Origin of the sequence: Idiomarina sp. OXR-189, assembly GCF_034373425.1 — a bacterium.
Lineage (GTDB): Bacteria > Pseudomonadota > Gammaproteobacteria > Enterobacterales > Alteromonadaceae > Idiomarina > Idiomarina zobellii.
Map to the genome: position 1 here is coordinate 1,002,117 of NZ_CP139706.1, position 25,913 is coordinate 1,028,029.

Below are 25,913 nucleotides of genomic sequence, written 5' to 3' on the forward strand. Positions count from 1 at the left end.
TTTAATTATGTATGAATTTTTAATGATCGCATTTTTGGTCGTCGCCATTATCCTGGTTGGATCTATCATGATTCAACAAGGTAAAGGCGCAGACATGGGCGCATCGTTTGGTGCGGGTGCATCAAACACGGTATTTGGTTCGTCAGGCTCAGGTAACTTTTTGAGCAGAACCACTGCTGTTTTGGCAGTTGTGTTCTTTGTTTTGAGCTTGGCTTTAGGTAACTTGTCGACTTCAACGGGTGAAGCAACGGATGATTTTTCTGACTTAGCCGTTCCAGAACAAGAAGAGCAGTTACCGCCTGCGGAAAATAACGAAGACGAATCGTCAGACGTACCGCCTGTTAACTAAAGAATTTGCAGAAGTGGTGGAATTGGTAGACACGCTACCTTGAGGGGGTAGTGCTCTTACGGGCGTGCGGGTTCAAGTCCCGCCTTCTGCACCAATTAATTTCTCTCTGATTGTTGCTTCAGAGCTTGAAAATAAAAGAAAAAAACGTATAATGTGCAGCAAGTTTCGGACGCGGGGTGGAGCAGTCTGGTAGCTCGTCGGGCTCATAACCCGAAGGTCGTAGGTTCAAATCCTGCCCCCGCAACCAAATTCAATGAAGCAGGACATAGTAATAGGCTTCGTTGAATAACTGACAAAGGGTCCAGTGTTTAAAAAGCCCCGCAGCAGCTCGGGGCTTTTTGCTATGTGACCTTAGCTATCTTAAGATAGCCAGAACACTGGGCGCTTGCGCCCTTTTTTTGTTTTTAGGAGGCAGTAATTGGCAAATTTGCAAGAACGGTTGACGGACATTATTCGACCCGCAGTAGAGGCTCTGGAGTATGAGCTATGGGGTGTTGAGTTTGTTCGAGCGGGTAAATTTTCAACGTTGCGCGTCTACATTGATCACCCTGAAGGTATCAGTGTGGATGACTGTGCAGATGTGAGCTATCAGGTCAGTTCGTTATTAGATGTCGAAGACCCGATAAACGCTGAATATAACCTGGAAGTTTCTTCCCCGGGCATGGAAAGACCGTTTTTTAATACCGAGCAAATGGTGCCTTATATCAATGAAACTGTCGCTGTGAACCTAGTTGCAGCCCAGAAAAACAAAAGAAAATTTCAGGCATTATTGGAAGCAGTTGAAGACGACACACTGACTTTAACTGTCGATGACGATACGCTTCAGGTGAAAATGCGCGATATTAAAAGCATTCATCTGGTTCCAAGATTTGATTAGATTGCGTTGGCGAGGCAGCACTCATGAGTAAAGAAATACTGTTAGTCGCAGAAGCGGTTTCAAATGAAAAAGCCGTACCAAGAGAAAAGATTTTTGAAGCGTTAGAGTCAGCTCTGGCGCATGCGACTAAAAAGAAGTACGAAGGTGATATTGACGTTCGCATCGATATCGATCGTCAGACAGGCGAATTTGATACTTACCGTCGCTGGTTAGTGGTTGACGATACCGACGAAGGTTTGGAGCATCCGTACCGTGAAATTAGCTTGTCAGCAGCGCAATACGAAGACCCGTCGTTGCAATTAGGCGATTACGTTGAAGAGCAAATTGATTCAATTCAGTTTGACCGTATAACGACGCAAACGGCGAAACAAGTTATTGTACAAAAGGTTCGTGAAGCAGAACGAGCTCAAGTTGTTGACGAATACCGTGACCAGGTGGGTGAAATGGTGAGCGGTATCGTAAAGCGTGCTAACCGTGAGCATGTCATTCTGGATTTGGGTAACAACGCAGAGGCAATTATTTATCGTGATGAAATGCTGCCACGCGAGTCGGTTCGTCCTGGCGACCGTATTCGTGGTTTGCTTTATGACGTGAAGCCTGAAGCTCGTGGCGCTCAACTCTTTGTTAGCAGAACACACCCAGAGTTCTTGCTTGAGTTGTTCCGTATTGAAGTGCCTGAAATTGGCGAAGAAATGATAGAGCTTCGTGGCGCTGCACGCGACCCGGGTTCACGTGCTAAAATAGCTGTTAAAAGTAATGATAAGCGTATAGACCCTGTCGGGGCTTGTGTCGGCATGCGAGGAGCGCGCGTTCAGGCGGTATCCGGTGAGCTTGGCGGCGAACGAGTTGATATCGTTCTTTGGGATGACAACCCGGCACAGTTTGTTATCAACGCAATGGCGCCGGCAGAAGTTGCCTCTATTGTTGTTGATGAAGATGCTCACACTATGGATATCGCTGTGGCGGATGACAACCTGGCACAAGCTATCGGTAAAGGCGGTCAAAACGTTCGTTTGGCGAGTCAGTTAACAGGCTGGACACTAAACGTAATGACTGAAGAAGAGTTTAATGAGAAGAATGAAGCAGAAACGCAACGCTTGTTAAACTTGTTTATCTCAAGCCTGGATATCGATGAAGATTTCGCAACAGTGCTGGTTGAAGAGGGCTTCTCATCATTAGAAGAGGTGGCTTACGTACCTGTTGCAGAATTCCTTGAAATTGAAGGTATGGATGAAGATATCGTTGAAGAACTTCGTAGCCGTGCACGCGCTTATTTAACAACGAAAGCATTGGCTAATGAAGAGTCTTTGGAGTCGGCGGAGCCTGATGAAACCTTGTTAAACTTGGAAGGAATGGATCGCCACCTTGCTTACGTATTAGCAAGTAAAGGCGTGACCACTCTGGAAGAATTAGCAGAGCAGGGCATTGATGACTTAGCCGATATTGAAGAACTTGATGAACAGCAGGCTGGCGATTTAATAATGAAAGCCCGCAATATTTGCTGGTTCAGTGAAGAACAGTAAAACGATCAGCGGAGGTACAACAGACTATGGAAGAAGTAACGCTCGAAAAGCTGGCCAAAGATGTCGGTACAACAGTTGATCGTCTGGTTCAGCAGTTCGCTGAAGCGGGCATGAACAAGAAAGCTGGCGACTCAGTTAATGAAGAAGAAAAACAAAAGTTGCTGGCTCACTTAAATCGTCAACATGGCGGTGGCGGCAGCTCTGAACCCAGCAAAATGACACTGAAACGAAAAACCAAGAGCACGCTGAGTGTTGGCGGTGGTCGTGATTCTAAATCGGTACAAGTTGAAGTTCGTAAAAAGCGGACTTACGTTAAACGCTCAGCAGCAGACGAAGCCGAGCGTGAAGAACAAGAGCGCTTAGCAAAAGAGAAAGAAGCTGAAGAAGCGAAGCGTCGCGAAGAAGAGCAGAAGCGCGAAGAAGAGCAGCGTAAGGAAGCGGAAGCGAAGGCGAAAGCTGAGCGCGAGAAAGCTGAAAAAGAAAAGGCTGAAAAGGAAAAAGCTCGTAAAGAGAAAGAAAAAGCACGCCAGAAGGCAGAAGCTGAAAAACGTGCAGCAATGACCCCTGAAGAGCGTGAAGCCGCTGACAAAGCGAAAGAAGAAGCTGAAAAGCTGAAACGTCAGCAGGAAGAAGAAGCCCGTAAAAAAGCGGAAAAAGAAGCGGAAGCTCAAGCGGAAGAAGCTCGTAAACTAGCAGAAGAAAACGCAAAGCGCTGGGAAGAAGAAGAGCAGAAACGTAAGCAGCAAGAGCAGGAAGATGTGCACTTTACTACGTCTTCTACAGCTCAGGAAGCTGAAGACGCTCAGGACTTCGACGAAGAACGCAAAAGTCGCCGTCGTAATAAAAAACGTCGTCGTAAAGATGAAGAAAATGAAGATGCACCGCGCCGCGAGAAGCGTCGTAAGGGCGCTCGAAGAGGAGCTTCTTTGCAACAAGGCTTTAATAAACCCGCTCAACCTGTTGAGCGTGAAGTAAAAATTGGTGAGACCATTACAGTAGGTGAGCTTGCAAACCGTATGGCGGTAAAGGCAGGCGACCTCATTAAGACCATGATGAAAATGGGCGAAATGGTCACTATTAACCAGATTCTGGATCAGGATACAGCCGCTCTGGTTGTTGAAGAGCTTGGTCATAAACCAGCGTTGGTTAAAGACAATGCGCTCGAAGAAGAAGTGCTGTCTGATCGCCACGAAGGTGGTGAAGAAGCGCCACGTGCACCGGTTGTTACTGTTATGGGTCATGTTGACCACGGTAAAACATCGTTACTCGACTACATTCGTAAAGCGAAAGTGGCGTCGGGTGAGGCCGGTGGTATTACACAGCATATTGGTGCTTACCATGTAGAGACTGATCAAGGCATGGTGACTTTCCTGGATACACCGGGACACGCAGCCTTTACATCGATGCGAGCACGTGGTGCCGGCGCAACTGACGTGGTTATTCTCGTTGTCGCAGCCGATGATGGTGTCATGCCGCAAACGAAAGAAGCTGTACAGCACGCGAAAGCAGCGGGTGTACCACTTATCGTTGCTATCAACAAAATGGATAAAGAAGAAGCTGATCCAGACCGTGTTAAGAACGAGTTGTCACAGTTGGACGTTATCCCTGAAGACTGGGGTGGCGATACTATGTTTATCCCTGTATCTGCTCACAGCGGCTTGGGTATTGATGAGCTTCTGGAGGGTATCTTACTTCAGTCTGAAGTACTTGACCTTAAAGCGGAAAAAACAGGCATGGCGTCAGGTATCGTGGTTGAATCGCGTCTTGACCGAGGTCGTGGTCCTGTAGCGACAATTCTTGTACAGCGTGGTTTGCTGAAGCAAGGTGACGTGGTTCTTTGTGGCTTGGAATACGGCAAAATTCGCGCGATGCGTGACGAAAATGGCCAGGAAATTAAAGAAGCAGGCCCTTCAATTCCAGTGGAAATACTGGGTCTGTCTGGTGTGCCTCAAGCCGGTGATGAAGCAACCGTTGTAAAAGACGAACGCAAAGCGCGCGAAGTAGCGAATTACCGCCAAGGCAAATACCGTGAAGTGAAGCTGGCTAAGCAGCAAAAAGCGAAGCTGGAAAACATGTTTGCGAACATGGAAGAAGGCGATGTTTCAGAGCTGAATATTGTTCTTAAGTCAGACGTTCAAGGTTCACTGGAGGCAATTTCTGATGCATTGACCAAACTGTCTACCGATGAAGTGAAAGTGAATATTATCGGCAGCGGTGTTGGTGGTATCACCGAAACAGATATTTCTCTGGCGAGTGCCTCAAACGCTATCGTTGTTGGCTTTAACGTCCGTGCGGAAGCAGCGGCTAGAAAACTGGTAGAGCAAGAAAGCGTAGATCTTCGTTATTACAGCGTCATATACGACCTGATAGATGAAGTGAAGGCTGCCATGAGCGGCATGCTGCAACCAGAATTCAAGCAAGAAATTATTGGTCTTGCAGAAGTTCGTGATGTCTTTAAGTCGCCGAAGCTTGGTGCTATCGCCGGCTGTATGGTTACCGAAGGTATCGTGAAGCGCTCTGCACCAATTCGTGTCTTGCGTGACAACGTAGTTATTTACGAAGGTGAGCTTGAATCGTTGCGTCGCTTCAAAGACGACGTTCAGGAAGTTCGTAACGGTATGGAATGTGGTATCGGTGTTAAGAACTACAATGACGTTAAAGAAGGCGACCAAATCGAAGTCTTCGAGACGGTTCAAATTGAACGTAAGTTGTAAGGAAAGGTATGCCACAAGACTTTAGCCGCACCGAAAGAGTGCGGCATCAGTTACAACGTGAAATTGCACTTATCATACAGCGTGAGGTGAAAGATCCTCGCGTTAGTATGGTGACGGTTTCCGATGTAGAAGTATCAAGAGATTTAGCGTACGCCAAAGTATTCGTTACCTTTTTTAATGATGACGAAGCAGAAACCAAAACAGCGCTTAAAATTTTAAACCAGGCTGCTGGTTTTATTCGCTCGCTTTTGGGTAAGCGCATTAAAGCTCGTATTGTGCCGGAATTGAAGTTCCATCACGACACCTCATTAAACGAAGGCATTCGAATGAGTAAGTTAGTGGCGGAAGCTCGCGCACGCGACAATAAAAATCAGAACGATTCAGAGGACTAAGCAATGGGCAAAGCTCGTCCCCGCAAAGGGCGTCCTGTCTGTGGCGTAGTGTTTCTGGATAAACCGAAGGGCATGAGTTCAAACCATGCCCTTCAACGTGTTAAACGCCTCTACAATGCTCAAAAAGCGGGTCATACCGGCGCTCTTGACCCTTTAGCAACAGGCCTTTTGCCTGTCTGCTTAGGGGAAGCCACTAAATTTTCTCAATACCTTCTGGATGCGGATAAAAGCTACAGGGTTGAAGCGACACTTGGTGTGCGTACAACAACGAGTGACGCTGAAGGTGAGGAAGTCGAACGAAAAGCGGTGAACATCACTGAAGATGACATTCGTGAAAAGCTTCCTGAGTTTACCGGGAAACAGCAACAAACTCCGTCAATATACTCAGCACTGAAGCATGAAGGTCGCCCCCTGTATTACTACGCACGTCGCGGTATTGAAGTGCCACAGAAGGTACGTGAGATAAACATTCACTCTATAGAGTTTATCCAATTCAACGGAAATGTACTGGAGTTACAGGTCAGCTGCAGCAAAGGCACTTATATACGCACATTAATCGATGATTTGGGTCAGGCATTAGGATGCGGAGCACATGTTTCGTTACTTCATAGAAATGGTGTGGCGGACTTAAACGCGGACAATATGTTGACTATAGAACAGCTGGAACAAGTAGCTGAAGCCGGAGAGCTGGACGCGCAGCTTCACTCTGTTGATTGTCTGCTACATGCGTTACCAGAGCAAAAAATAAGTCGCGCTGAAGCACGAGACTTACTGCATGGCCAGCCGGTAAATAATTACTTAGACCGAGAGGTGGCTGTTGGCGATCAATGCCGTATGTGGAGTGAACGTATTGACGACGGAAAAGAATTTATTGGTGTCGGTGCTTTAAGAGATGATAACCGCTTTTGGCCAAAGCGCGTGTTAGCGCTTGAGTTCTGCGAGTTCTCGCTGGATGATTTGAAATAATCATTGATTTTGGGCGCTGTCTCTATATAATACGCGCTTCTCCCGCCCCTGAATTAGTGATCGGAGGCGGATATTTCACATAATTAGGAGTTATTATGTCACTAACTGTTGAACAGAAAGCTGAAATCGTAAAAGAGTTTGGTCAAGGCGAGAACGACACAGGTTCTCCAGAAGTACAAATCGCTTTGTTGACTAAAAACCTGGCAGAGCTTCAAGACCACTTTAAATCGCACAAAAAAGACCACCACTCACGTCGTGGCTTGTTACGCATGGTTAGCCGTCGTCGTAAATTGCTTGACTACCTTAAGCGTAAAGACGAAAAGCGTTATTTATCAGTTGTTGAGCGTTTAGGAATCCGTCGCTAAGACGCTGAGCAAAGCAAAAATTCTGTAAGAAAGGGCTGAATTGAAAAATTCAGCCCTTTTTTTGTTCTTTTTAGTCTTATGGGTCTTAATTTTGTCACAATTCCCTTATACTATGCGGCGAGACAAATAAAGAGAGAAGACGAACATCAATCCGGATGTTCTATATTTATTAGGTAAAGGAAAGACAACGTGAATCCAATTACGAAACAATTTCAGTACGGTCAGCATACAGTCACTTTAGAAACTGGCGTTATTGCACGTCAGGCCACTGGCTCCGTATTGGTCAGTATGGATGACACAACAGTTCTGGTAACTGTTGTTGCAAAAAAAGACGTCCGTGAAGGACAAAGCTTTTTCCCGCTGACAGTTAACTATCAAGAAAAAACTTACGCAGCAGGTAAAATTCCGGGTGGCTTCTTCAAACGTGAAGGTCGTCCAAGTGAAAACGAGACGCTGACATCGCGTCTTATCGACCGTCCAATCCGTCCTTTATTCCCTGAAGGTTTCATGAATGAAGTTCAGGTAGTTGCTACGGTAGTGTCAGTTAACCCACAAATTAACCCTGATATTGTTGCACTAATAGGTGCATCAGCTGCGCTGTCAATTTCAGGTGTACCATTCGCAGGCCCAATCGGTGCTGCGCGTGTTGGTGTAGTAAACGACGAATATGTATTGAACCCAACCATGGATGAGCTAGAGCAGTCTAAGCTCGATCTTGTGGTTGCAGGTACAGAAAACGCAGTATTAATGGTTGAGTCTGAAGCCGAGCTGCTGTCAGAAGACCAAATGCTGGGCGCTGTCATGTACGGCCATGAAGCCATGCAGGACGTTATCAAAGCCATTGAAGAATTTACTGCAGAAGCGGGTAAAGAAAAGTGGGACTGGAAAGCGCCTGAGAAAAACGAAACCTTACAGCAGAAAGTTCGTGAATTGGCTGAACAAGGTATTGGTGAAGCTTACCGCATTACTGACAAAGCCGAACGTAAAGGCAAGCTTGACGAAGTTAAACAGCAGATGGCTGAAAAGCTAACTGCAGAAGATGAAAATGCTGACTTAGAAGAAGCCGGCGACATCTTCCATGACCTTGAAAGTGACATTGTTCGTAGCCGTATCATTGCGGGCGAAAAACGTATCGATGGTCGTGACCCAGACATGGTTCGTGCTATTAGCGCAGCGACAGGCGTGTTACCGCGCACTCACGGCTCTTCATTGTTTACTCGTGGTGAGACTCAGGCCCTGGTTACTGCAACTTTAGGTACTGACCGCGACGCTCAGATGATCGACGAGCTTACCGGTACTAATACCAGCCGCTTCATGCTGCATTATAACTTCCCTCCATACTGTGTTGGCGAAACTGGCATGATGGGCTCACCTAAGCGTCGTGAGATTGGTCATGGCCGCCTAGCTAAACGCGGTATTCAGGCAGTTATGCCAAGCCACGATGAATTCCCTTACACCATTCGTGTGGTGTCAGAAATTACTGAATCTAATGGTTCAAGTTCAATGGCGTCAGTTTGTGGTTCTTCATTGGCACTTATGGATGCTGGTGTTCCTATTAAATCGTCTGTAGCGGGTATCGCTATGGGTCTGGTAAAAGAAGGCGACAAGCATGTCGTTCTTTCAGATATCCTGGGCGACGAAGATCACTTAGGCGATATGGACTTTAAAGTAGCGGGTAACAACGACGGCATTACTGCGCTGCAAATGGACATCAAAATCGACGGTATCACTCGCGATATCATGGAAAGTGCACTGGCACAGGCTAAGTCAGCTCGTTTACACATCCTGAAAGTGATGGATGAGGCTATTGGTGGTCACCGCCAAGAGCTATCTGCTTATGCACCACGCTTTACCACCATCAAAATTGATCAGGACAAGATCAAAGATGTCATCGGTAAAGGCGGTGCGGTTATCCGTGAACTCACTGAGTCGACTAATACCAACATCGAAATTGGTGACGACGGCACTATTAAAGTAGCTGCTAGTGACCAGGCTGATGCCGACGCCGCTATTGAGAAAATCAAGCAGCTGACGGCTAATGTTGAAGTTGGCAAGATTTACCAAGGTAAAGTAGCACGCATCGTAGACTTCGGTGCCTTTGTTACTGTGCTGCCGGGTAAAGATGGTCTTGTTCATATTTCTCAAATCGCTGAAGAGCGTGTAAATGACGTTAACGAATACTTGAAAGTCGGCGACGTAGTGCCGGTTAAAGTATTGGAAATTGACCGTCAGGGCCGTGTTCGTCTAAGCATGAAAGAAGCGGTTGAGAAAAAAGAAGAGGCTAACGACACAGCAAGTGACGAAAGCAAAGCTTCTGAAGAGAACTCAACAGAAGAGTAATCTTCGATATGCGCGAAAGCCCCGCAGTTTTAGCGGGGCTTTTTTTTGCCTGAAAGGCGCTGAATGTGCTGTAATGTAGGTTATCGTTAAATTAAAGGTACTATTATGCAGTTGGTTCGTTCCTATGCCATTCTTTGTTTTGCTATTGCTTCAATGTTTTTGTCTGGCTGTGCCTCGTTAACGGGACAACAACCTTCGGCAATAAGCCAAATAGTCCTTGCAGAGCCCGAGCGCGCTGAGTTTCGTTATGAAATTGAGCTGGCACGGCTTGACCAAATTCTCACGGAAGACTTAAGCACTGAACAACGCGCTGAGCTTTATTACCGCCGAGGAGCGTTATATGACGCTGTAGGCCTTAGCACATTAGCGAGAATGGATTTCACTCGAGCGCTTGAATACAACCCACGGCTTGCTGACGCATACAATTTTCTTGGTATCCAATATACTCAGTTGCAAGAGTTTGATTACGCCTATGAAGCCTTTGACTCAGCGATAGAGCTTGAGCCTAAGCACAACTACGCGTATTTGAATCGAGGTATCGCGGAATATTATGACTCGCGCTTTGAACTTTCTAAAGAAGACCTAGAATATCATTTAGAGCGTGAGCCTTCTGATCCCTATCGAGTTATTTGGTTATATCTCACCAGTGTTGATATCAGCAATGAACAAGCGAAAAAAGCACTCAGTGAAAACGTTCGTGAGCTGGACAAGTCGGAGTGGGGGTATCAGATAGTACAGCTGTTTCTTGGCAATCTGGACGTGGATGAGTTTAGAAAACGCATGACTCAGCAATTGGGTGAAGACGAACAGTTAACGGAACGGCTATGTGAAGCTTATTTCTACTTGGGTAAGTATATGCAGCTGAACAATAAGCCGCTGGATGCCATGAACTACTTTAAGCTGGCTCTTTCAACAAACGTATACGAATTTGTTGAGCACCGTTATGCGTCAGTCGAGTTAGACAGAGTTCGGCAGTCGCTTATTAATCGATGATAAATAAGTCGCTTATTGCTTTCATTGCTCTGTTATTTGGAAGCATTGGTCATCAGCACCTGACAAGCATTCAAGAGCGTTTTCTTCATGCTGAAAGTGGCTATATTCATGCTCAATTTGAGCTTGCTTATTCATACTGGCAGCAAGGTAAGAAAACGTCAGCGTATTATTGGTGGGAGAGGGCTGCTAATAGCGGTAGCGTTAAGTCAATTAACCGCCTAATGACGCATTTTCCACAGAATTCCGATAAATGGCTGAGGCTGGCCGCAAATGCTGGAATCTCCTCAGCAATAGATGAAGTTGCCAAACGGCAGCTTGTCAGTTCAAGCTTTTCTTTAAAGCGCTGGGTGGCACGTTGGCAACATGAGCAGACGGCTTGGCTTGAGAAACAATTCGACGCACTAAATTCCTTTGAAAATAATCCTCAGTGCAAAACGACTCTAGCTGTTATTGGTCACAGTAATTCCCAGAAGTCTGGCTATCTTAAAGTGTTGAGGGCACTGGAGGAAAGTGCCTTTGAAGTGAATTGGTGCTCTCAATGGGTTGTCGACTCAGAGCTCGAATGCACTTTACAAGGGGAGAGGAAACGGGCGAGTTGTAGCGCAAACGAGTCAGCTGATTATGAGATTATTTTCGCTGAATCGGGTATTGCGAGTGCTTCTGACCGACAAATTTTTTTAACCGAACATAGTTCCAGAGCTGTTATTCTTCATGAAGTTGCTCACTGGTTAGGGTTGGCCGATGAGTATCCGATGTCGGAAGTTTTGGCGGAGAGCTTCTGCCAAGGGCTGTACGTACATAAAAGCTTAAATATTGTGATTACCGACGCCAGTAACAATAAGCTCTATGAAAGTGATATAAAGGCTCTTTACGAGCGTCTTCCATGGAAGAGTAGTTTGGACTCATGGCGAGATATAGCGCAGCATAATGGTCGCTACTGGGTGCTAGGCTCAGACAAAAAACAACATGACATTGGGTTGTTTAAAGCAGATACCTGTAATGCAGAAAGGCAGTTTCAGGCGTGGAAGCCTGTGAAGGAAACTACAGCTATGGAGCAGCATGCAACCGAATACTGGCCTGAAATTTACCTGCAGCTAATAGAGTCTCAAAGCGAAACGGCTAATTGAGCCAAGATAATAACTGGACAAAATGTTGCCATAAACCACAGCAAAGAGCGCAGTTTGTCATAGTTCGCCAAGTAAGTAATGTGGTAGAGCACTCGTAACACGATAAACGCAATGGCAAGGAACTCAATGCGCTCAGTGACAGTGTTTGTTGCTATTGCTGCGAGCAACGCTACTGCGTATAAAGGGAATGCTTCATAAGCGTTATAGTGTCCTGCAACGGCGCGTGCTCCGCGACCAATGAGACGCTGCTGCTGGGCTCTTGGGTGTTTATTATCGTAACCGTTATCACGGTTTTGGAAATAAACAACAGGGGCTTTGGCTAGAATTGGTAGCAGCCCGGCAATGAGTAAACACCATAAAAGTAAGCTCACAAAGCACTCCTGTTGTTTTTAGTCGATTAACGTACTGTTTCACCTGCAGCTTGCAAGTCTGCATGATAAGAAGAACGTACTAATGGGCCACTGGCAATGTGTGAAAAGCCCATTTCTACACCGGCTACTCGTAGCTCTTCAAATTCATCCGGGTGGACGTAGCGAGCGACTGGCAAGTGATGACGACTTGGCTGAAGGTACTGACCAATAGTCAGCATATCAACATCATGCGCTCTCAAGTCGCGCATAACCTCAAGTATTTCTTCTTTGGTTTCACCCAAACCAACCATCAAGCCAGACTTGGTTCGAATATCAGGGCGTGCTTCTTTGTATTTCTTCAACAAGTCCAACGACCACTGATAGTTGGCACCAGGGCGTGCTGCTTTGTATAGGCGTGGCACGGTTTCCAGGTTATGGTTGAAAACATCGGGCGCTTCTTCTTTAAGAATATCCAAAGCCACCTGCATACGGCCACGGAAGTCAGGCACTAACACTTCAACCTGAATATCACCATTACAATGGTGGCGAATTTCACGAATACAGTCAGCAAAGTGCTGAGCACCGCCATCGCGTAAGTCATCACGGTCGACTGAGGTAATGACTACGTATTTCACTTTCATGTCGCGAATGGTTTTGCCTAGCTTCTCTGGCTCTTCCGCGTCAGGAGGTAAAGGACGACCATGAGCAACGTCACAGAAAGGGCAGCGGCGAGTACATATATCACCGAGAATCATGAAACTTGCAGTCCCATGATTAAAGCATTCTGGTAAGTTTGGACATGACGCTTCCTCACAAACAGAATGCAGTCCATGGCTACGCATGGCTTGTTTTATCTCATCAATTCGCTCGGTTGAAGAGGGAAGCTTCACTTTCAACCATGAGGGCTTACGCAACATTTCATCGCGCTCGGTTGGAATAACCTGCACGGGAATAAGTGCCATTTTGTCGGCGTCGCGCATTTTGACGCCAGGTTCAACTCTAACTGGCTTTGACATAATCTTGAGCGAGTCCTGTTTGTTGAAGAATGTTGCTGTACGACAGCGCATCAGTAAAGTGATTGATGATAGCATTGGCTGCTTCATCAAAGGTTTGCGGGCCATTCATGTCTTTTGTTTGGACCATTTTAATGCCGGTTAAACCACAAGGGTTAATTCGCGCAAACGGCTCCATATCCATATTAACATTCAGTGCAAGACCGTGAAACGAGCAGCCCTTGCGAATACGTAAACCTAAAGAGCACACCTTGTCTCCGCTAACATAGACTCCAGGTGCATCGCGCCTTGCGGCTGCTTCTACCTGGTAGTCGGCGAGCATATCAACAACGGTTTGTTCTATGCGGTTGACTAACTGTCTAACACCGTATTTTAAACGGCGAATGTCTAACAGGAAGTAGATAACGACTTGACCCGGGCCGTGGTAGGTCACCTGACCACCACGATCGACTTGTATAACGGGAATACTGCCGGGGGCGAGAAGGTGTTCTTCCTTACCTGCTTGCCCCTGGGTAAAGACAGGATCGTGCTCAACCACCCAGAGTTCATCGGCAGTGGTTTCATCACGTTTGTCTGTAAACGCTTGCATAGCATGCCATACAGGTTCGTATGGTTGCCTGCCAAAGTTACGTATAATAAGAGTATCGTTCATGCCGCAATTATAACGTTTGTAAAGCTTAACGGCTAGTCGTTACATCAAAGTACGTAGCGAACGTCATCAATATCGGACAGTGAGCGGTACAGTACTTCAATATGTTCCTGACTTTCCACACGGACGGAAACAGAAACTGAGTGATAATTCCCCTTGCTGCTCGGTTTAACAGATGGGGTGTAATCTCCTGGGGCATGCTCCTGGAGTACGGCTACTACTTGATCTGGCAAGCTCTCAGTAGCGACGCCCATCACTTTAAACGTGAAGCGCGTCGGAAAGTCTACCAGTTTATCAAAGCGCGTTTTTTGCATGACGTAAACCTTTATTCTTCACTAAACTGTTGCTTAATATAGTCCATGATTTTTTTGAAAAAGCCGCCTTCCTCAACAGCTTGTAAGGTAACTAACGGGAATGATGCAACATCTTCGCCATTAAGCTGTAAATATACAGTGCCAACTTTCTGACCTTTGCTTAGTGGTGCTTGTAGCTTTTGGTCCAATTCGAAGTTAGCTTTTAACTCGTCTTTTTGACCACGCGGTAAAGTAACAACCACATCTTCGCTAATACCAAGCGGTACTTCATCAATGTCGCCGCCCCAAATTCGATGCGCGACAAAGCTCTCACCGGCCTCATACGCTTTTACGGTTTCGTAGTAACGGAAGCCGTAGTTCAGAAGCTTTTTGCTTTCTACTTTGCGTGCTTGTTCGCTATTGGTTCCCATTACAACTGCGATAAGACGGGTTCCGTCTTCGACAGCAGAAGAGACCAGGCTGTAACCTGCTTCATTTGTATGACCGGTCTTAATGCCATCGACGTTTAAGCTTCTGTCCCAAAGTAAAGAGTTGCGGTTGTATTGCTTAATGTTGTTAAACGTAAATGATTTCTGTGCGTATAACTCGTATTCTTCTGGCGTTTCTTCAATTAACGCACTCGCCAGGGTTGCCATGTCTCTTGCTGACACATACTGGTCCGGGTCTGGTAACCCATGGCTGTTTGCAAAATGACTGTTCGACATACCAAGCTGCTGAGCGTAGTTGTTCATAAGGTCAGCAAATGCGTCTTCACTACCAGCAATGTGTTCCGCCATTGCTACACAGGCGTCGTTTCCTGAAGAAATGATAATACCTTTGTTTAACTGCTCTACAGAAATTTGCTTACCAACTTCTATAAACATTTTGGACGACTCTGGGAAGTTCTTCGCCCAGGCATTTTCACTAATCGTGACCTGATCATTCGGGGATATACGACCCGAGAGAATTTCTTTACCAATGATGTAACTTGTCATCATTTTTGTCAGGCTGGCTGGTGGTAAACTTTCGTCAGCATTGCCTTGAGCCAATACTTTGCCCGTTGTGTGATCAATTAAAATATAAGCTTTTGCATTAACAGACGGTGCATTTGGCACTAGCGACTGAGCAGCTGCAAAGCTAGCTGTACTAAAGGTAATGGCAACGATAGCAAAAAAACGACAAATCTTTTTCATTGGAATTATCTTATTAGTCAGTGTGAAACAAAATGTGAAACACGAGTTTTAAATAGCGCTGGATTATATCAGTTCTGAGCTGTTCCGTCAGGCGCAGCAGCACTGTTTTGCAGTGCTTTTACACGAAACGCCTTTGGGTAGCCATTGGCTCGGACTTGCTCGAGCAAATCATGGCTTTCATGCTCAGGCACTGGCCCTAATACTAATTTGTATAGACCATTATTTTGTTCAGTAGTTGCAATTTCTTTAAACTGTGTCGGTAAATGGTCTTTTATCTGCGACAGGCGTTGTTTATCCGAGGAAGCCACGAGTTGAATGTGATAGGACGATGCTTTAGCTTGCTCACCGGCACTAGCGAGCGGTGTTTCCAGGTTGATGGCTTCGACTCGCACAGGGGCGGTGCCGGAATCCAGCATGTCGAGTTTATAAGCCGCCGCAAACGATAAATCAATAACCCGTTCGGGGTGGAAAGGACCGCGGTCATTGACCCTGACAATGACACTGCGGTTGTTGGTTAAGTTGGTCACTTTGACATAAGTGGGCAAAGGCAACCGAGTATGAGCAGCTGTCATACTGTACATATCGTAATATTCACCGTTCGATGTCAGGTGACCATGAAATTTGTTGCCATACCAAGAGGCATAGCCTTCTTCAGCAAACCCTTGAGCGCTATCCATAACCTGATATTGCTTACCAAATACCTCATAGTCCCGATTACCTTGAGGACTGTGCGGCTCCGGTACAGGCACCGCATTTCGAAGCTCGGCTTGTGTTGGAAGCCGGGTTGGTGCGCTGTCGTGATGCTGACTGTATCGCCCTGAAGGCGAAGAGCTACACCCGGCAACCAGAATTACTATTAACGAGCTGAAGAGTAACTTATTGGCGCGCATTGCGAAGCTGTTCACTAAATTGGTAAACCGCCATAGCGTAAAGAGGGCTATGGTTATAGCGAGTAATGACATAAAAGTTATCGTACCCTAGCCAATACTCTGCAGACTCTTCCGTTTCAAACTCAAAGACACGGACGTTTGTTTCCGGGCTTACTGCTTCATGATTTGGTAAATCAAACCCCTTATCAACCAGCTCCTTGCGAGACGTGTTTGGCTTCATACCTTCACTGGCTACTGTTGACCAGTTGCCATCATCACTAAGCGGTTGAGCAACGGGTTGTCCGGCTTGCCATTTATGCTTGGCAAAGTAATTTGCAACACTGCCTATTGCATCGACTGGGTTGGTTAATAAGTTGCGTTCACCGTCGCCGTCAAAGTCAACTGCGTAATAACGGTAACTGGACGAAATAAACTGACCATAACCCATTGCGCCGGCATAAGAACCTTTGGCTGAGTTAATATCCCAGCCTTCTTCAGAAGCCAGTTGGAAAAACTCACCAAGCTCCGAACGAAAGAATTTGGCCCGAGGAGGATAATGAAAACCCAGAGTATATAAAGAGTCCAGTACGGAGTATTTCCCCATGTAGTTACCGTAAAAGGTTTCTACGCCAATAATAGCGACAATAATTTGCGCCGGAACGCCATACTTTTGCTCTGCTTTTTGCAGGGTAGCTTCGTGTTTTTTCCAAAACTTCAAACCGGCTTTGAGTCGCTTCTCGGTTAAAAATATTGGGTAATACTGATACCAGGGTTTTGCTTCCCAGGGGCGCTGAATGGCCTCAAGAACATCGTCGTTTACCTTAGCTTTTGCCAGCCATTGCTTTAGTTGGGCTTTATCTAAATTGTGTTGCTGAGCCTGCTCTTCAATAAACTCATCGACACTTGGAATGTTGTCTTGTGCTGCCAGACTCATGCTGAAAATAGATAACGCAATACCTGCTAATAAACGCATAACCTGCCTCTTGTTTTAATTATTAATGATGAGCCTATGGTGAGTGGCTATCGACATTAATATGCCAAAGCCTGCCATTAGCGTCACCATTGAGGTGCCACCGTAACTAATTAACGGTAATGGTACCCCAACAACGGGTAAGAGTCCTGAAACCATACCAATATTTACAAAAACATACACAAAGAAGGTAAGCGTTATAGAGCCTGCTAATAACTTGCTGAATATATCCTGAGCACGCATAGCGAGGATAAGCCCGCGCAAAATAACAAAGCCGTAGAGAGCTAAGAGTAAAACGACACCTGTCAGGCCGAACTCCTCACTGAATACTGAAAAGATAAAGTCGGTGTGTCGCTCGGGAAGAAACTCGAGCTGCGACTGCGTTCCCTGCAGCCATCCTTTACCGTCAATTCCGCCAGAGCCTATTGCTATCTGTGACTGAATAATATGATAACCGCTCCCCAGAGGATCACGCTCCGGATTTAAAAAGGTCAGGACACGTTCACGCTGGTAGTCATGCATGAGATAAAACCAGAGTACCGGAGCAAAAGCCGCAGCGGCAACGCCGGCGGTCATCACCAACCGCCAACTGAGACCGGCCAGAAAAATGGCAAAAAGGCCTGCACTGGCAACAATTAAAGAGGTCCCCAAATCGGGTTGTTTAGCTATTAGTAGGGTGGGAACCAATACCAGAATGAGACCACCAAACAAGTGTGTCAGAGTGGGGGGGATTTGCCGTCTATCCATATACCAGGCAAGCATTAACGGCATTGCCAGTTTCATAATTTCTGAAGGTTGTATCGTTACGGGGCCAACATCAAGCCAGCGCTGTGCACCTTTGCCCATTTCTCCAAAAGCAAGAACGGCAACGAGTAGAAGCACAGCAGCAATAAATAATGGAACCGCCAGGCGGCTTAATGCCCGGGGCGGAATTTGCGCCAGAACGAAAAGGACAACAAAAGACGCCAGAATTCGAATAGATTGGCGTTGCATCATGGCCATGTCCTGGCCTGACGCACTAAAAATTACGAACAAGCTGACAACAGAAAGGGCAACAAGAGCCAGAAACAATGGTCCGTCAATGTGAATTTTTTTCAGCAGCGGGTTCCGCTGTCTCTCTTCAGTTGTCAGCATTATGATTTGCCTGATCGTTGTCGTTTATCATGTAACGTGAATGCCATTCATCGAGCATTCTCCGCGCAACGGGAGCTGCAACACTACCGCCACCGCCGAGTGAGTTTTCAATAGCAACAACAATAGTCACTTTAGGGTCAGTTGCGGGGGCGTAGCCGACATACATGGCGTTATCGCGATAGCGCTCTGCGATGTCTTCTGCGTTATATTCTTCGTCTTCTCCGAGGCTTCGAACCTGCGCCGTACCTGTTTTCCCGGCTGAGCTGTATTCAGCGTCTTTAAAGGCTGAACGGGCGGTACCGGTGTCATCCATATTGACCATTTTCATGGCGTTTTTAATGACTGTCCAGTTCGACGTATTGTTAAGCTCTATCGGTTTATTATGAGTAATTAATGCTTCAGACACTTGCCCTTCGTCTATGGTGCCGCGCAGCAAGCGGGGAATGACGTACTCACCTTCATTGGCGACAATAGCTGTAGCAACCGCTAGCTGCATGGGCGTTGCGGTCCAGTAACTTTGGCCAATTCCGACAGATAATGTTTCACCAGCATACCATGGCTGGCCAAAACGGGCTCTTTTCCAACCGCGAGACGGCATGAGGGCAGGCACTTCTTCGTGAATATCGAGCCCGGTAATCTCTCCAAAGCCAAATTTAGTCATAAAATCTGACATTTTATCGATGCCTAACTTCAGTGACATATCATAGTAGAAGGTATCGCAGCTTTCGGTTATGGCCGTGGTAACATCAACCCAGCCGTGACCCCAGGCCAGCCAATCTCGATAGCGTCTATCCACACCTTTAATTTCAAACCAGCCCGGATCCCAAATTCGGGTATCTTTGGTGATAGTACCGTCCTCAAGACCTAATAATGCAATTTGTGGCTTTACCGTGGAGGCAGGAGGGTAAGCTCCTTGAGTCGCACGGTTTAATAAAGGGCTGTTTTTTGAGGTTAATAAAGAGCGATACTGTTTAACAGAAATACCATTGACGAACCAGTTAGGGTTGTAACTTGGAGTGCTTGCCATAGCTAGTATTCCACCAGTTTCATTGTCCATGAGAACAATAGAGCCTCGATTTTCTCCCAGTAGTTCAACCGCTTTTTTCTGTAGTTCAATATCGAGTTCAAGAATAACATCAATACCAGGCTCGGGTGCCTCAGTACTTAACGTGCGAACAGCTCGTCCGCGGTTATTGACCTCAACACTCTGGAAACCGACCGTGCCGTGTAGTTGTTTTTCATAATATTTCTCAATGCCCAGTTTGCCGATGGTTCGGCTGGCAGCATAATTTGCAAGCTCCCCTTGCTCTTTAAGGCGGTTAACGTCTTGCTGATTAATTTTTGCGACGTAACCAACGGCATGAGTCAACAAGTCTGCATACGGGTAACTTCGAATAAGTCGGGCTTCCAGGCTAACCCCGGGGAATTTATGTTGGTGTGCGGCGAAAATTGCCAGGTCTGTTTCACTGACGTTATCCAGAAGCGGGACATTATTAAAGCGACGTTGACTCTTTAGGTTTTGTTCGAACTGTTGGAGCACATCATCTGAAAAGCCCAGTAAACTTTGTAATTGCGAAAGTGTTGCATTGAGATCATTGACTTCTTCCGGGGTCACATCAATGCTGTATATGGGTTTGTTCTCAGCCAGAAGAACGCCATTTCTGTCGTAAATAAGCCCTCGATTAGGGGCTAAAGGCACAAGCTTTATGCGGTTGTCGTTAGAGCGGGTTTGCAGTTCGTTGTGCTCACTGACTTGCAAGTGGAACATGTTGGAAGCCAACAGCACAAAGACGGCCACAACAATAACGATAGCGACCATCGCACGGCGGGCAAAAATAGCAGATTCGGCTTCGTGATCACGTATGGTTGTGCGCTGGCGCATTATTATCGTTATTATTCTCTGTGATAAGGGTGATTATTATTCAAACTCCATGCCCGGTAAAGGCTTTCCGCAACAATTAATCGAACCATTGGGTGCGGCAAAGTTAAATTCGATAACGACCAACGCTGCTCTGCCAATGACAGACATTCATCTGATAAACCTTCAGGACCACCAACCAGCAACGTAACATCGCGACCATCCATTTGCCAGGCCGAGAGTTGCTTTGCCAGCTTAGGTGTGTCCCAGGCTTTTCCGTTAACTTCTAGTGTAATGACTTTATTGCCTTTGGGGATAGCCTGAATAAGCGCCTTGCCTTCTTCTTGCATTATTCGGTTCACATCGGCCTTTTTGGTGCGTTTGTGAGCCGCAATTTCGGTCAAAACAAGCTTACAGTCATTTGGGAAACGCTTCTGGTATTGGTCAAAACCTTCTTTTACCCAGGTTGGCATTTTGGTGCCAACCGCAAGTAATTGAATGTGCACTTACTGACCCCAAAGTTTTTCTAATTGGTAAAAGTCGCGGATGGTTTCCTGCATAACATGTAAAACCACATCACCCAGGTCAACTAAGACCCATTCCGACTGCTCACCACCTTCAATTCCAATAGGTGGGAAGCCAGCATGCTTGGCTTCCGTTGCCAGGTACTCGGCAATGCTCTTAACGTGTGTTTTAGAGCTACCCGAGCAAATGACCATAAAATCAGCAACGTCGGTTTTATCGTGCACATCAAGAACTTGTATGTCACGAGCTTTTATATCTTCAATTTTATCAATGACAAAATCGCGTAATTCTTCTGCCTGCAAAGGAGGGTCTCCATTCGATTTTAAGTTTTGTTTCAACCGCTAAGTTTAACAGATTATCGCGGCTCTGTTCAGCTACAAATACAGTTTGTTTTCTTTAATGTACTTGTAAACAGATTCAGGAATTGGCGGCGACGCAGGGCGTTTGTGTAACTGTTCGCGAAGTTCGGTTGCGGAAATGTCGATAAGAGGAGTTTGGGCAATATAAAGCTTGCCGTTTTTGGCACTTTCTAAGTCGCTCGGTTGGTTAACTCTGTGTTGAGCTATAAAAGTTTCAAGCTCGTTACCTTGTGGCGCGAAAGGCACACCACTGCGAGGCATCACTACGATATGCGCATATTGAACGATTTCCCGCCATTTGTGCCAACGATTCAGGCTCATCAGCGAGTCCATTCCCATAACAAAAACAAGTGTATCGTTAGGAAAGCGTTCAGAAAACTCAGCGAGTGTGGCTGTAGTATAGGAAGGGCGTGATTGTTGTAACTCCCAGTCTTCAGCCTCAAAACCGGGATAGTCTTTGCAAGCAAGCTTAACCATGTCGAGTCTCTGTTCAGCTGAAGCTTCTGGCTGCGTACGATGTGGGGGAATAGCACTAGGCATAAACGCAAGCCGGTCTATTCCGAGTTCTTTCATCAGTGCGCTGGAAGTTTTTAAATGACCGTTATGGATAGGGTCAAAAGTGCCACCGAAGAATGCCCGAATCATAGTGAAATAAAAGAACGTTCAGTCTGAAATGGTTGAGAGAAAGTGTTTAAATACTCGGTAGTGTTTAAGTGGTTCGCGCCTTGCTGGCAAAGCAGCCCGAGCAAATGAACAGTTAATATTAGCGGAGATTCACCGCTGTCCTGTTTTAATGCCATTTCTAAGCGTTCGATTAGGTAGTGTAACTGATGCAAAGCGTCTATAGACAAAGATTCTGCGCGCTTCATATAGCCAGGTTGTTGGTTGGACCAAATCATATTACGGCGAAAAACAGCAGAGACATCAAGGTTGTTACCACTGTTTTTAAGGGTAGTCAGCAGTTGCACTTCTCTTTGCAAAATCCAGGCAAAACGGTGAAAGTCGTTTTCTTCATCAAGTAAACGCGTAAGTCTGTGCAGAGCTTCTTTATAATTACCGGCCTGAATACTTTCTTGTAAGGCGAATACATTAAAGCGGCTGGAATCACTGCTGGCATCGGTCAGAAAATCTTGAGTGATAATGCCCGAGTCACTGAGCAGTTGCCATTTACGAAGTTCCTGATCGAGTGCTAGTAGATTCCCCTCGAACCAATCCGACAATAACTCAGGAACACCGTTTGCTAGCTGTAACTGGTATTTTTGAGCTCGCTTATGAATAAAGGCGGGGAGTCGGCCTTTATCGGGGCTTTGCGTTCTTATTAAAGGCCCATGCTGAGATAACGACTTAAACCAACGACTGTTTTGATGTTCTTTTTTTAAATAACTGCCAATGACCACAAGAGTATGGTTTTCCGGAAGCTGGCTTGCATAGCTGTGTAAAGCGTTTGAGCCCTCTTTACCGGGTTTGTTTTCAGGGAGTTCGAGTTCGATGAGTGTGTTACTACCGAACAAACTCATTGACTGTTCAAGCTCACTGAGTTGCTTCCAGTCAAAGTCTTTTGATTGTATCCAATGGTACTTTTCAGCATCCTGACCAAAGTGCTGGCGGATAGAATCTATAGCATCCATGCGCAGCAGTAAGTCATCGCCGAACAGCAGCAGTACGGGAGGAACGCCCGAGCGTTCAAGGTACTGGTTGAGTTGTTCGGGATACAAGGTCTGCACTTAACGCTCCGTTATTGCGACAGTTCAGAGACAATTTGCTGAAGGATAATTCGCGATGCTTCAGCCCGCATTTCGTTAACCAACATTTCACGCTCACGGGTTTTTGCCAGGGCAAAGTTTGGGTCGTCCTGGTAGTCGCGGGCAACTTCAGCAGTTCTTTCGACTAATACTTGGTCGTCTTTTAAGAGCTGATAGTTCACTTGGTAAAGTAACTCGTATTCTGCCACCTGTCCGCTTTCGAATAATGACAGGGTGCGGCGTTCGAGCTTGTCAGAAAGTAGAGCTAACTGATAACTACTGCCGCTTTCTACGACGTTAATACCCGAGTGTACTAATCGCTGTTCCATTTGCGAGGCTAGCTCTTTTGACACATTAGAGTGTAATGCCATTGAGTCCAGGTTGGGAGGCAACTGGTAGTCACCACGCAACTGAAAGCCACACCCTGAGAGTGTGGCTAACATTGTTAGACTCAGTAGTAGCCGGCTCATTATTCTCATCGTCATTAACCAACAACAATATTGAGAATTTTGCCGGGAACGTAGATTTTCTTACGTATGTCTTTCCCTTCAATGTGCTTTTGCACTGACTCATCGTCGAATGCTTGTTGTTCGACTTGCTCGGCAGAAGCGTCAGCAGGAACGGTCAGCTTGGCGCGAACCTTCCCATTTATTTGAACCACGATAAGCTTTTCATCTTCAACCAAAGCGCTTTCGTCGACATCTGGCCATGCAGTAAACGACAATGGTTCTTCATGACCGAGCTCAATCCAAAGCTGTTCACAAATGTGTGGTGTAATAGGGGCTAGCATACGAACGACAGCATCAATGGCTTCACCTAGCACCTGACGGTCGGCAGATGTTTCCATGGGGGCTTTCTGAAGGTGATTCAGTAACTCCATAATAGCCGCAATAGCCGTATTAAAATGCTGGCGGCGACCCATATCATCACTGACTTTGGCTATAGCTTTGTGCAGCTCACGGCGTAAGTTCTTTTGCTGAGAATTCAACGTTTCACCAGAGACATAGCCACCGGCGTTAATAAAATCGAAAGTGAGTTTCCACAAACGACGTAGGAAACGCTGAGCGCCTTCAACACCAGAATCAGACCATTCCAATGTCATTTCTGGTGGTGCCGCAAACATCATAAACAAGCGCACGGTGTCAGCACCGTATCGTTCTACCATGGTTTGCGGGTCAATACCGTTATTCTTAGACTTCGACATTTTACTCATGCCGGCGACTTCAACGGGTTTACCGTCCGCTTTTAATGTAGCCCCTGAAATAGCGCCTTTTTCGTCGCGTTGAACATCAACATCCAGCGGCGAGAACCATTCTTTACCACCTTTTTCGGTATCACGGTAATAGCTGTCTGCTAACACCATACCCTGACACAGCAAGCGCTTAAACGGCTCGTCAGACTCGACTAAGCCGGTATCACGAAGCAGTTTGTGGAAAAAGCGAGCGTACAGTAAATGCAGTATCGCATGCTCAATACCGCCAATATATTGATCCACCGGCAGCCAGTAGTTTGCTTTCTCAGGATCTAACATCGCGTCATGAGTTTGCGCACTGCAATAGCGAGCGTAATACCAGGATGACTCCATAAAGGTATCAAAGGTATCGGTTTCGTGCTCAGCCGGCATACCGTTATATTCAGTTTTACGCCATTGGGGATCAGACTTGATTGGTGAGTTAACACCATCCATAACGACATCTTCTGGTAATTTCACCGGCAGTTGTTCTTCAGGAACAGGTACAGACTCACCATTTTCCAGGTTCAGCATAGGAATGGGTGTGCCCCAGTAACGCTGGCGCGAAACTCCCCAGTCTCTTAGGCGATAATTCACTTTTTTCTCGCCGATTCCTTTCTCATTGAGTTCTTTCGCTATGGCGTCAAAAGCATTTGCTGAGCTTAACCCGTTGAAACGATCAGAATTGATGACTGTGCCTTTTTCCGTAATAGCCGCTTTAGCAATGTCATTATCGCCGGATAAAGGCTCAATAACTGGTTTTATCGGCAAGTCATATTTGGTTGCGAATTCCCAGTCGCGTTGGTCGTGGGCTGGTACTGCCATTACAGCGCCTGAGCCATAATCCATCAGCACGAAGTTAGCGACCCATACTGGAATTTCCTCGCCTGTCATAGGGTGCACTGCTTTAAAGCCAGTATCCATGCCCAGCTTGTCCATGGTAGCGATATCAGCTTCAGCGACCTTATTGTTCTTGCAGTCTTCTATGAAGGCAGCCAGCTCGCTATTGTTTTTGGCGGCTTCTTTTGCCAGCGGGTGACCAGCGGCAACGCCCATATAAGTGACGCCATAAATAGTGTCAGGACGGGTGGTATAGACTTTGAGAGGTTGCTCATAACCATTGACAGAAAAGTCGACTTCGACACCTTCTGAGCGTCCAATCCAGTTACGTTGCATTGCTTTAACTTGCTCTGGCCAACCGTCGAGTTGGTCAAGATCGTCTAGCAACTCTTCTGCGTAGTCAGTGATTTTTATAAACCACTGTGGAATTTCCTTTTGCTCTACGGTCGCACCGGAGCGCCAGCCTTTTCCGTCAATAACTTGCTCATTTGCTAAAACCGTTTGATCGACAGGGTCCCAGTTCACAGTGGCGTTCTTTTTATAAACCAAACCTTTTTCATAAAGCTTGGTAAAGAACCATTGCTCCCAACGGTAGTAGTCGGGCGAGCAGGTTGCTACTTCGCGGTTCCAGTCATAGCCAAAGCCTAAGCTTTTCAGCTGGTCGCGCATGTAGTCGATGTTCTGATAGGTCCATTTAGCGGGAGCCGTTTTGTTTTGGATAGCGGCATTTTCAGCAGGCAGGCCGAACGCATCCCAACCCATTGGCTGTAGCACATTTTTACCTAACATACGCTGGTGACGGCTAATGACGTCGCCGAGCGTGTAATTACGGACGTGTCCCATGTGTAACTTACCGCTGGGGTAAGGAAACATTGATAAACAGTAGAACTTGTCTTTGCCCGGTTCTTCTTTTGCGGTAAAAACGTCTTGCTCCTGCCAGCGTTTTTGCATAGCAGTTTCAATTTTGTTGGGGTTATATTGTTCTTGCATAGTCCTGCTTACTTCCGTTGGTGCAATAAAGTGAATTAACTGATGGCGTACCACATGACAAGCATGACAACGATGCCTGCTAAACCAAAAAAGCCATACTCAAATACAGAACGTTGTTTCACTTCTGCAGGGGCAGACTTATCGATACCAAATAGCATCAACCAGCTGCTTAGGCCTAAACCACCAGCGGCAACCAGAACGGCAAACAAAATAGCATCGAAAATATTTTCCATAATGATATTCCTGTAGAA

At 46.3% G+C, this 25,913-nt stretch carries 26 protein-coding genes and 2 tRNA genes; 12 read left to right on the top strand and 16 right to left on the bottom strand.

The annotated features are described in order from the left end of the window. Window positions 1-7: 7 nt before the first annotated feature. From secG to UM402_RS04895, 12 genes are all read left to right on the top strand, one after another. Window positions 8-349, top strand: a complete 342-nt coding sequence (gene secG, locus UM402_RS04840) for a preprotein translocase subunit SecG (protein ID WP_058579413.1) — start codon at window positions 8-10, stop codon at window positions 347-349. 7 nt (window positions 350-356) lie between these two features. After that, window positions 357-443, top strand: a tRNA-Leu gene (locus UM402_RS04845). A 76-nt stretch (window positions 444-519) separates the two neighbouring features. After that, window positions 520-596, top strand: a tRNA-Met gene (locus UM402_RS04850). Between the two features lie 171 nt (window positions 597-767). Continuing rightward, window positions 768-1,226: a ribosome maturation factor RimP gene (rimP, locus tag UM402_RS04855; RefSeq protein ID WP_053952815.1), complete on the top strand. Its 459-nt coding sequence runs from the start codon at window positions 768-770 to the stop codon at window positions 1,224-1,226. Window positions 1,227-1,249: 23 nt separating this feature from the next. Next, window positions 1,250-2,749, top strand: coding sequence for a transcription termination factor NusA (gene nusA, locus UM402_RS04860; protein ID WP_058579412.1), 1,500 nt, complete (start codon window positions 1,250-1,252; stop codon window positions 2,747-2,749). Between the two features lie 26 nt (window positions 2,750-2,775). Next, window positions 2,776-5,463 carry a translation initiation factor IF-2 gene (gene infB, locus UM402_RS04865; RefSeq protein ID WP_058579411.1) on the top strand — a complete coding sequence of 896 codons (2,688 nt, stop codon included), beginning with the start codon at window positions 2,776-2,778 and terminating at the stop codon, window positions 5,461-5,463. Window positions 5,464-5,471: 8 nt separating this feature from the next. Next, window positions 5,472-5,855 (top strand): 30S ribosome-binding factor RbfA, encoded by a 384-nt coding sequence (gene rbfA / locus UM402_RS04870; protein ID WP_053952812.1) that lies wholly within the window; start codon window positions 5,472-5,474, stop codon window positions 5,853-5,855. A 3-nt stretch (window positions 5,856-5,858) separates the two neighbouring features. Next, window positions 5,859-6,821, top strand: a complete 963-nt coding sequence (gene truB / locus UM402_RS04875) for a tRNA pseudouridine(55) synthase TruB (protein ID WP_058579410.1) — start codon at window positions 5,859-5,861, stop codon at window positions 6,819-6,821. 95 nt (window positions 6,822-6,916) lie between these two features. Then, window positions 6,917-7,186, top strand: coding sequence for a 30S ribosomal protein S15 (gene rpsO, locus UM402_RS04880; RefSeq protein WP_053952810.1), 270 nt, complete (start codon window positions 6,917-6,919; stop codon window positions 7,184-7,186). A gap of 189 nt (window positions 7,187-7,375) precedes the next feature. Continuing rightward, on the top strand, window positions 7,376-9,526 hold the full coding sequence (gene pnp / locus UM402_RS04885; protein WP_053952809.1) for a polyribonucleotide nucleotidyltransferase: 2,151 nt from the start codon (window positions 7,376-7,378) through the stop codon (window positions 9,524-9,526). Between the two features lie 105 nt (window positions 9,527-9,631). After that, a complete protein-coding gene (gene nlpI, locus UM402_RS04890) occupies window positions 9,632-10,519 on the top strand; it encodes a lipoprotein NlpI (protein WP_058579409.1) in 888 nt (295 codons plus the stop codon). Continuing rightward, window positions 10,516-11,646 carry a hypothetical protein gene (locus UM402_RS04895; protein WP_058579408.1) on the top strand — a complete coding sequence of 377 codons (1,131 nt, stop codon included), beginning with the start codon at window positions 10,516-10,518 and terminating at the stop codon, window positions 11,644-11,646. Before nlpI ends, UM402_RS04895 begins: the two co-directional genes overlap by 4 nt. Here UM402_RS04895 and UM402_RS04900 read toward each other — a convergent pair. From UM402_RS04900 to UM402_RS04975, 16 genes are all read right to left on the bottom strand, one after another. Next, a complete protein-coding gene (locus tag UM402_RS04900) occupies window positions 11,625-12,017 on the bottom strand; it encodes an MAPEG family protein (protein ID WP_053952806.1) in 393 nt (130 codons plus the stop codon). The genes UM402_RS04895 and UM402_RS04900 overlap by 22 nt on opposite strands. A 26-nt stretch (window positions 12,018-12,043) precedes the next feature. Then, window positions 12,044-13,012 (bottom strand): lipoyl synthase, encoded by a 969-nt coding sequence (gene lipA, locus UM402_RS04905; protein WP_053952805.1) that lies wholly within the window; start codon window positions 13,010-13,012, stop codon window positions 12,044-12,046. Continuing rightward, a complete protein-coding gene (lipB, locus tag UM402_RS04910; RefSeq protein WP_058579407.1) occupies window positions 12,996-13,661 on the bottom strand; it encodes a lipoyl(octanoyl) transferase LipB in 666 nt (221 codons plus the stop codon). Before lipB ends, lipA begins: the two co-directional genes overlap by 17 nt. A gap of 44 nt (window positions 13,662-13,705) precedes the next feature. Beyond that, window positions 13,706-13,972 carry a DUF493 family protein YbeD gene (gene ybeD, locus UM402_RS04915; protein WP_053952803.1) on the bottom strand — a complete coding sequence of 89 codons (267 nt, stop codon included), beginning with the start codon at window positions 13,970-13,972 and terminating at the stop codon, window positions 13,706-13,708. Window positions 13,973-13,983: 11 nt separating this feature from the next. Continuing rightward, window positions 13,984-15,144 carry a D-alanyl-D-alanine carboxypeptidase family protein gene (locus tag UM402_RS04920; protein ID WP_053952802.1) on the bottom strand — a complete coding sequence of 387 codons (1,161 nt, stop codon included), beginning with the start codon at window positions 15,142-15,144 and terminating at the stop codon, window positions 13,984-13,986. 68 nt (window positions 15,145-15,212) lie between these two features. Then, on the bottom strand, window positions 15,213-16,034 hold the full coding sequence (locus tag UM402_RS04925; RefSeq protein WP_058579406.1) for a septal ring lytic transglycosylase RlpA family protein: 822 nt from the start codon (window positions 16,032-16,034) through the stop codon (window positions 15,213-15,215). After that, the gene (gene mltB, locus UM402_RS04930) at window positions 16,021-16,986 is read right to left on the bottom strand and encodes a lytic murein transglycosylase B (RefSeq protein ID WP_058579405.1); all 966 of its coding nucleotides are present in this window, start codon (window positions 16,984-16,986) and stop codon (window positions 16,021-16,023) included. Before mltB ends, UM402_RS04925 begins: the two co-directional genes overlap by 14 nt. Window positions 16,987-17,001: 15 nt before the next feature. Beyond that, window positions 17,002-18,117, bottom strand: a complete 1,116-nt coding sequence (gene rodA / locus UM402_RS04935) for a rod shape-determining protein RodA (protein WP_058579404.1) — start codon at window positions 18,115-18,117, stop codon at window positions 17,002-17,004. Continuing rightward, window positions 18,104-19,999, bottom strand: a complete 1,896-nt coding sequence (gene mrdA, locus UM402_RS04940) for a penicillin-binding protein 2 (protein WP_058579403.1) — start codon at window positions 19,997-19,999, stop codon at window positions 18,104-18,106. Before mrdA ends, rodA begins: the two co-directional genes overlap by 14 nt. A gap of 11 nt (window positions 20,000-20,010) precedes the next feature. Beyond that, complete coding sequence (gene rlmH / locus UM402_RS04945; RefSeq protein WP_053952797.1) at window positions 20,011-20,481, bottom strand: 23S rRNA (pseudouridine(1915)-N(3))-methyltransferase RlmH; 471 nt, start codon at window positions 20,479-20,481, stop codon at window positions 20,011-20,013. Beyond that, window positions 20,482-20,802 (bottom strand): ribosome silencing factor, encoded by a 321-nt coding sequence (rsfS, locus tag UM402_RS04950; RefSeq protein WP_053952796.1) that lies wholly within the window; start codon window positions 20,800-20,802, stop codon window positions 20,482-20,484. A 72-nt stretch (window positions 20,803-20,874) separates the two neighbouring features. Further along, window positions 20,875-21,504 (bottom strand): nicotinate-nucleotide adenylyltransferase, encoded by a 630-nt coding sequence (gene nadD / locus UM402_RS04955; protein WP_058579402.1) that lies wholly within the window; start codon window positions 21,502-21,504, stop codon window positions 20,875-20,877. Further along, window positions 21,501-22,583 (bottom strand): DNA polymerase III subunit delta, encoded by a 1,083-nt coding sequence (gene holA / locus UM402_RS04960; protein ID WP_058579401.1) that lies wholly within the window; start codon window positions 22,581-22,583, stop codon window positions 21,501-21,503. The genes nadD and holA overlap by 4 nt, the downstream gene beginning before the upstream one ends. A gap of 11 nt (window positions 22,584-22,594) precedes the next feature. Further along, a complete protein-coding gene (lptE, locus tag UM402_RS04965; protein ID WP_273267852.1) occupies window positions 22,595-23,044 on the bottom strand; it encodes an LPS assembly lipoprotein LptE in 450 nt (149 codons plus the stop codon). Between the two features lie 41 nt (window positions 23,045-23,085). Next, window positions 23,086-25,662 (bottom strand): leucine--tRNA ligase, encoded by a 2,577-nt coding sequence (gene leuS / locus UM402_RS04970; RefSeq protein WP_058579400.1) that lies wholly within the window; start codon window positions 25,660-25,662, stop codon window positions 23,086-23,088. A 35-nt stretch (window positions 25,663-25,697) separates the two neighbouring features. After that, complete coding sequence (locus tag UM402_RS04975; RefSeq protein WP_053952792.1) at window positions 25,698-25,895, bottom strand: hypothetical protein; 198 nt, start codon at window positions 25,893-25,895, stop codon at window positions 25,698-25,700. Between the last annotated feature and the right edge of the window lie 18 nt (window positions 25,896-25,913).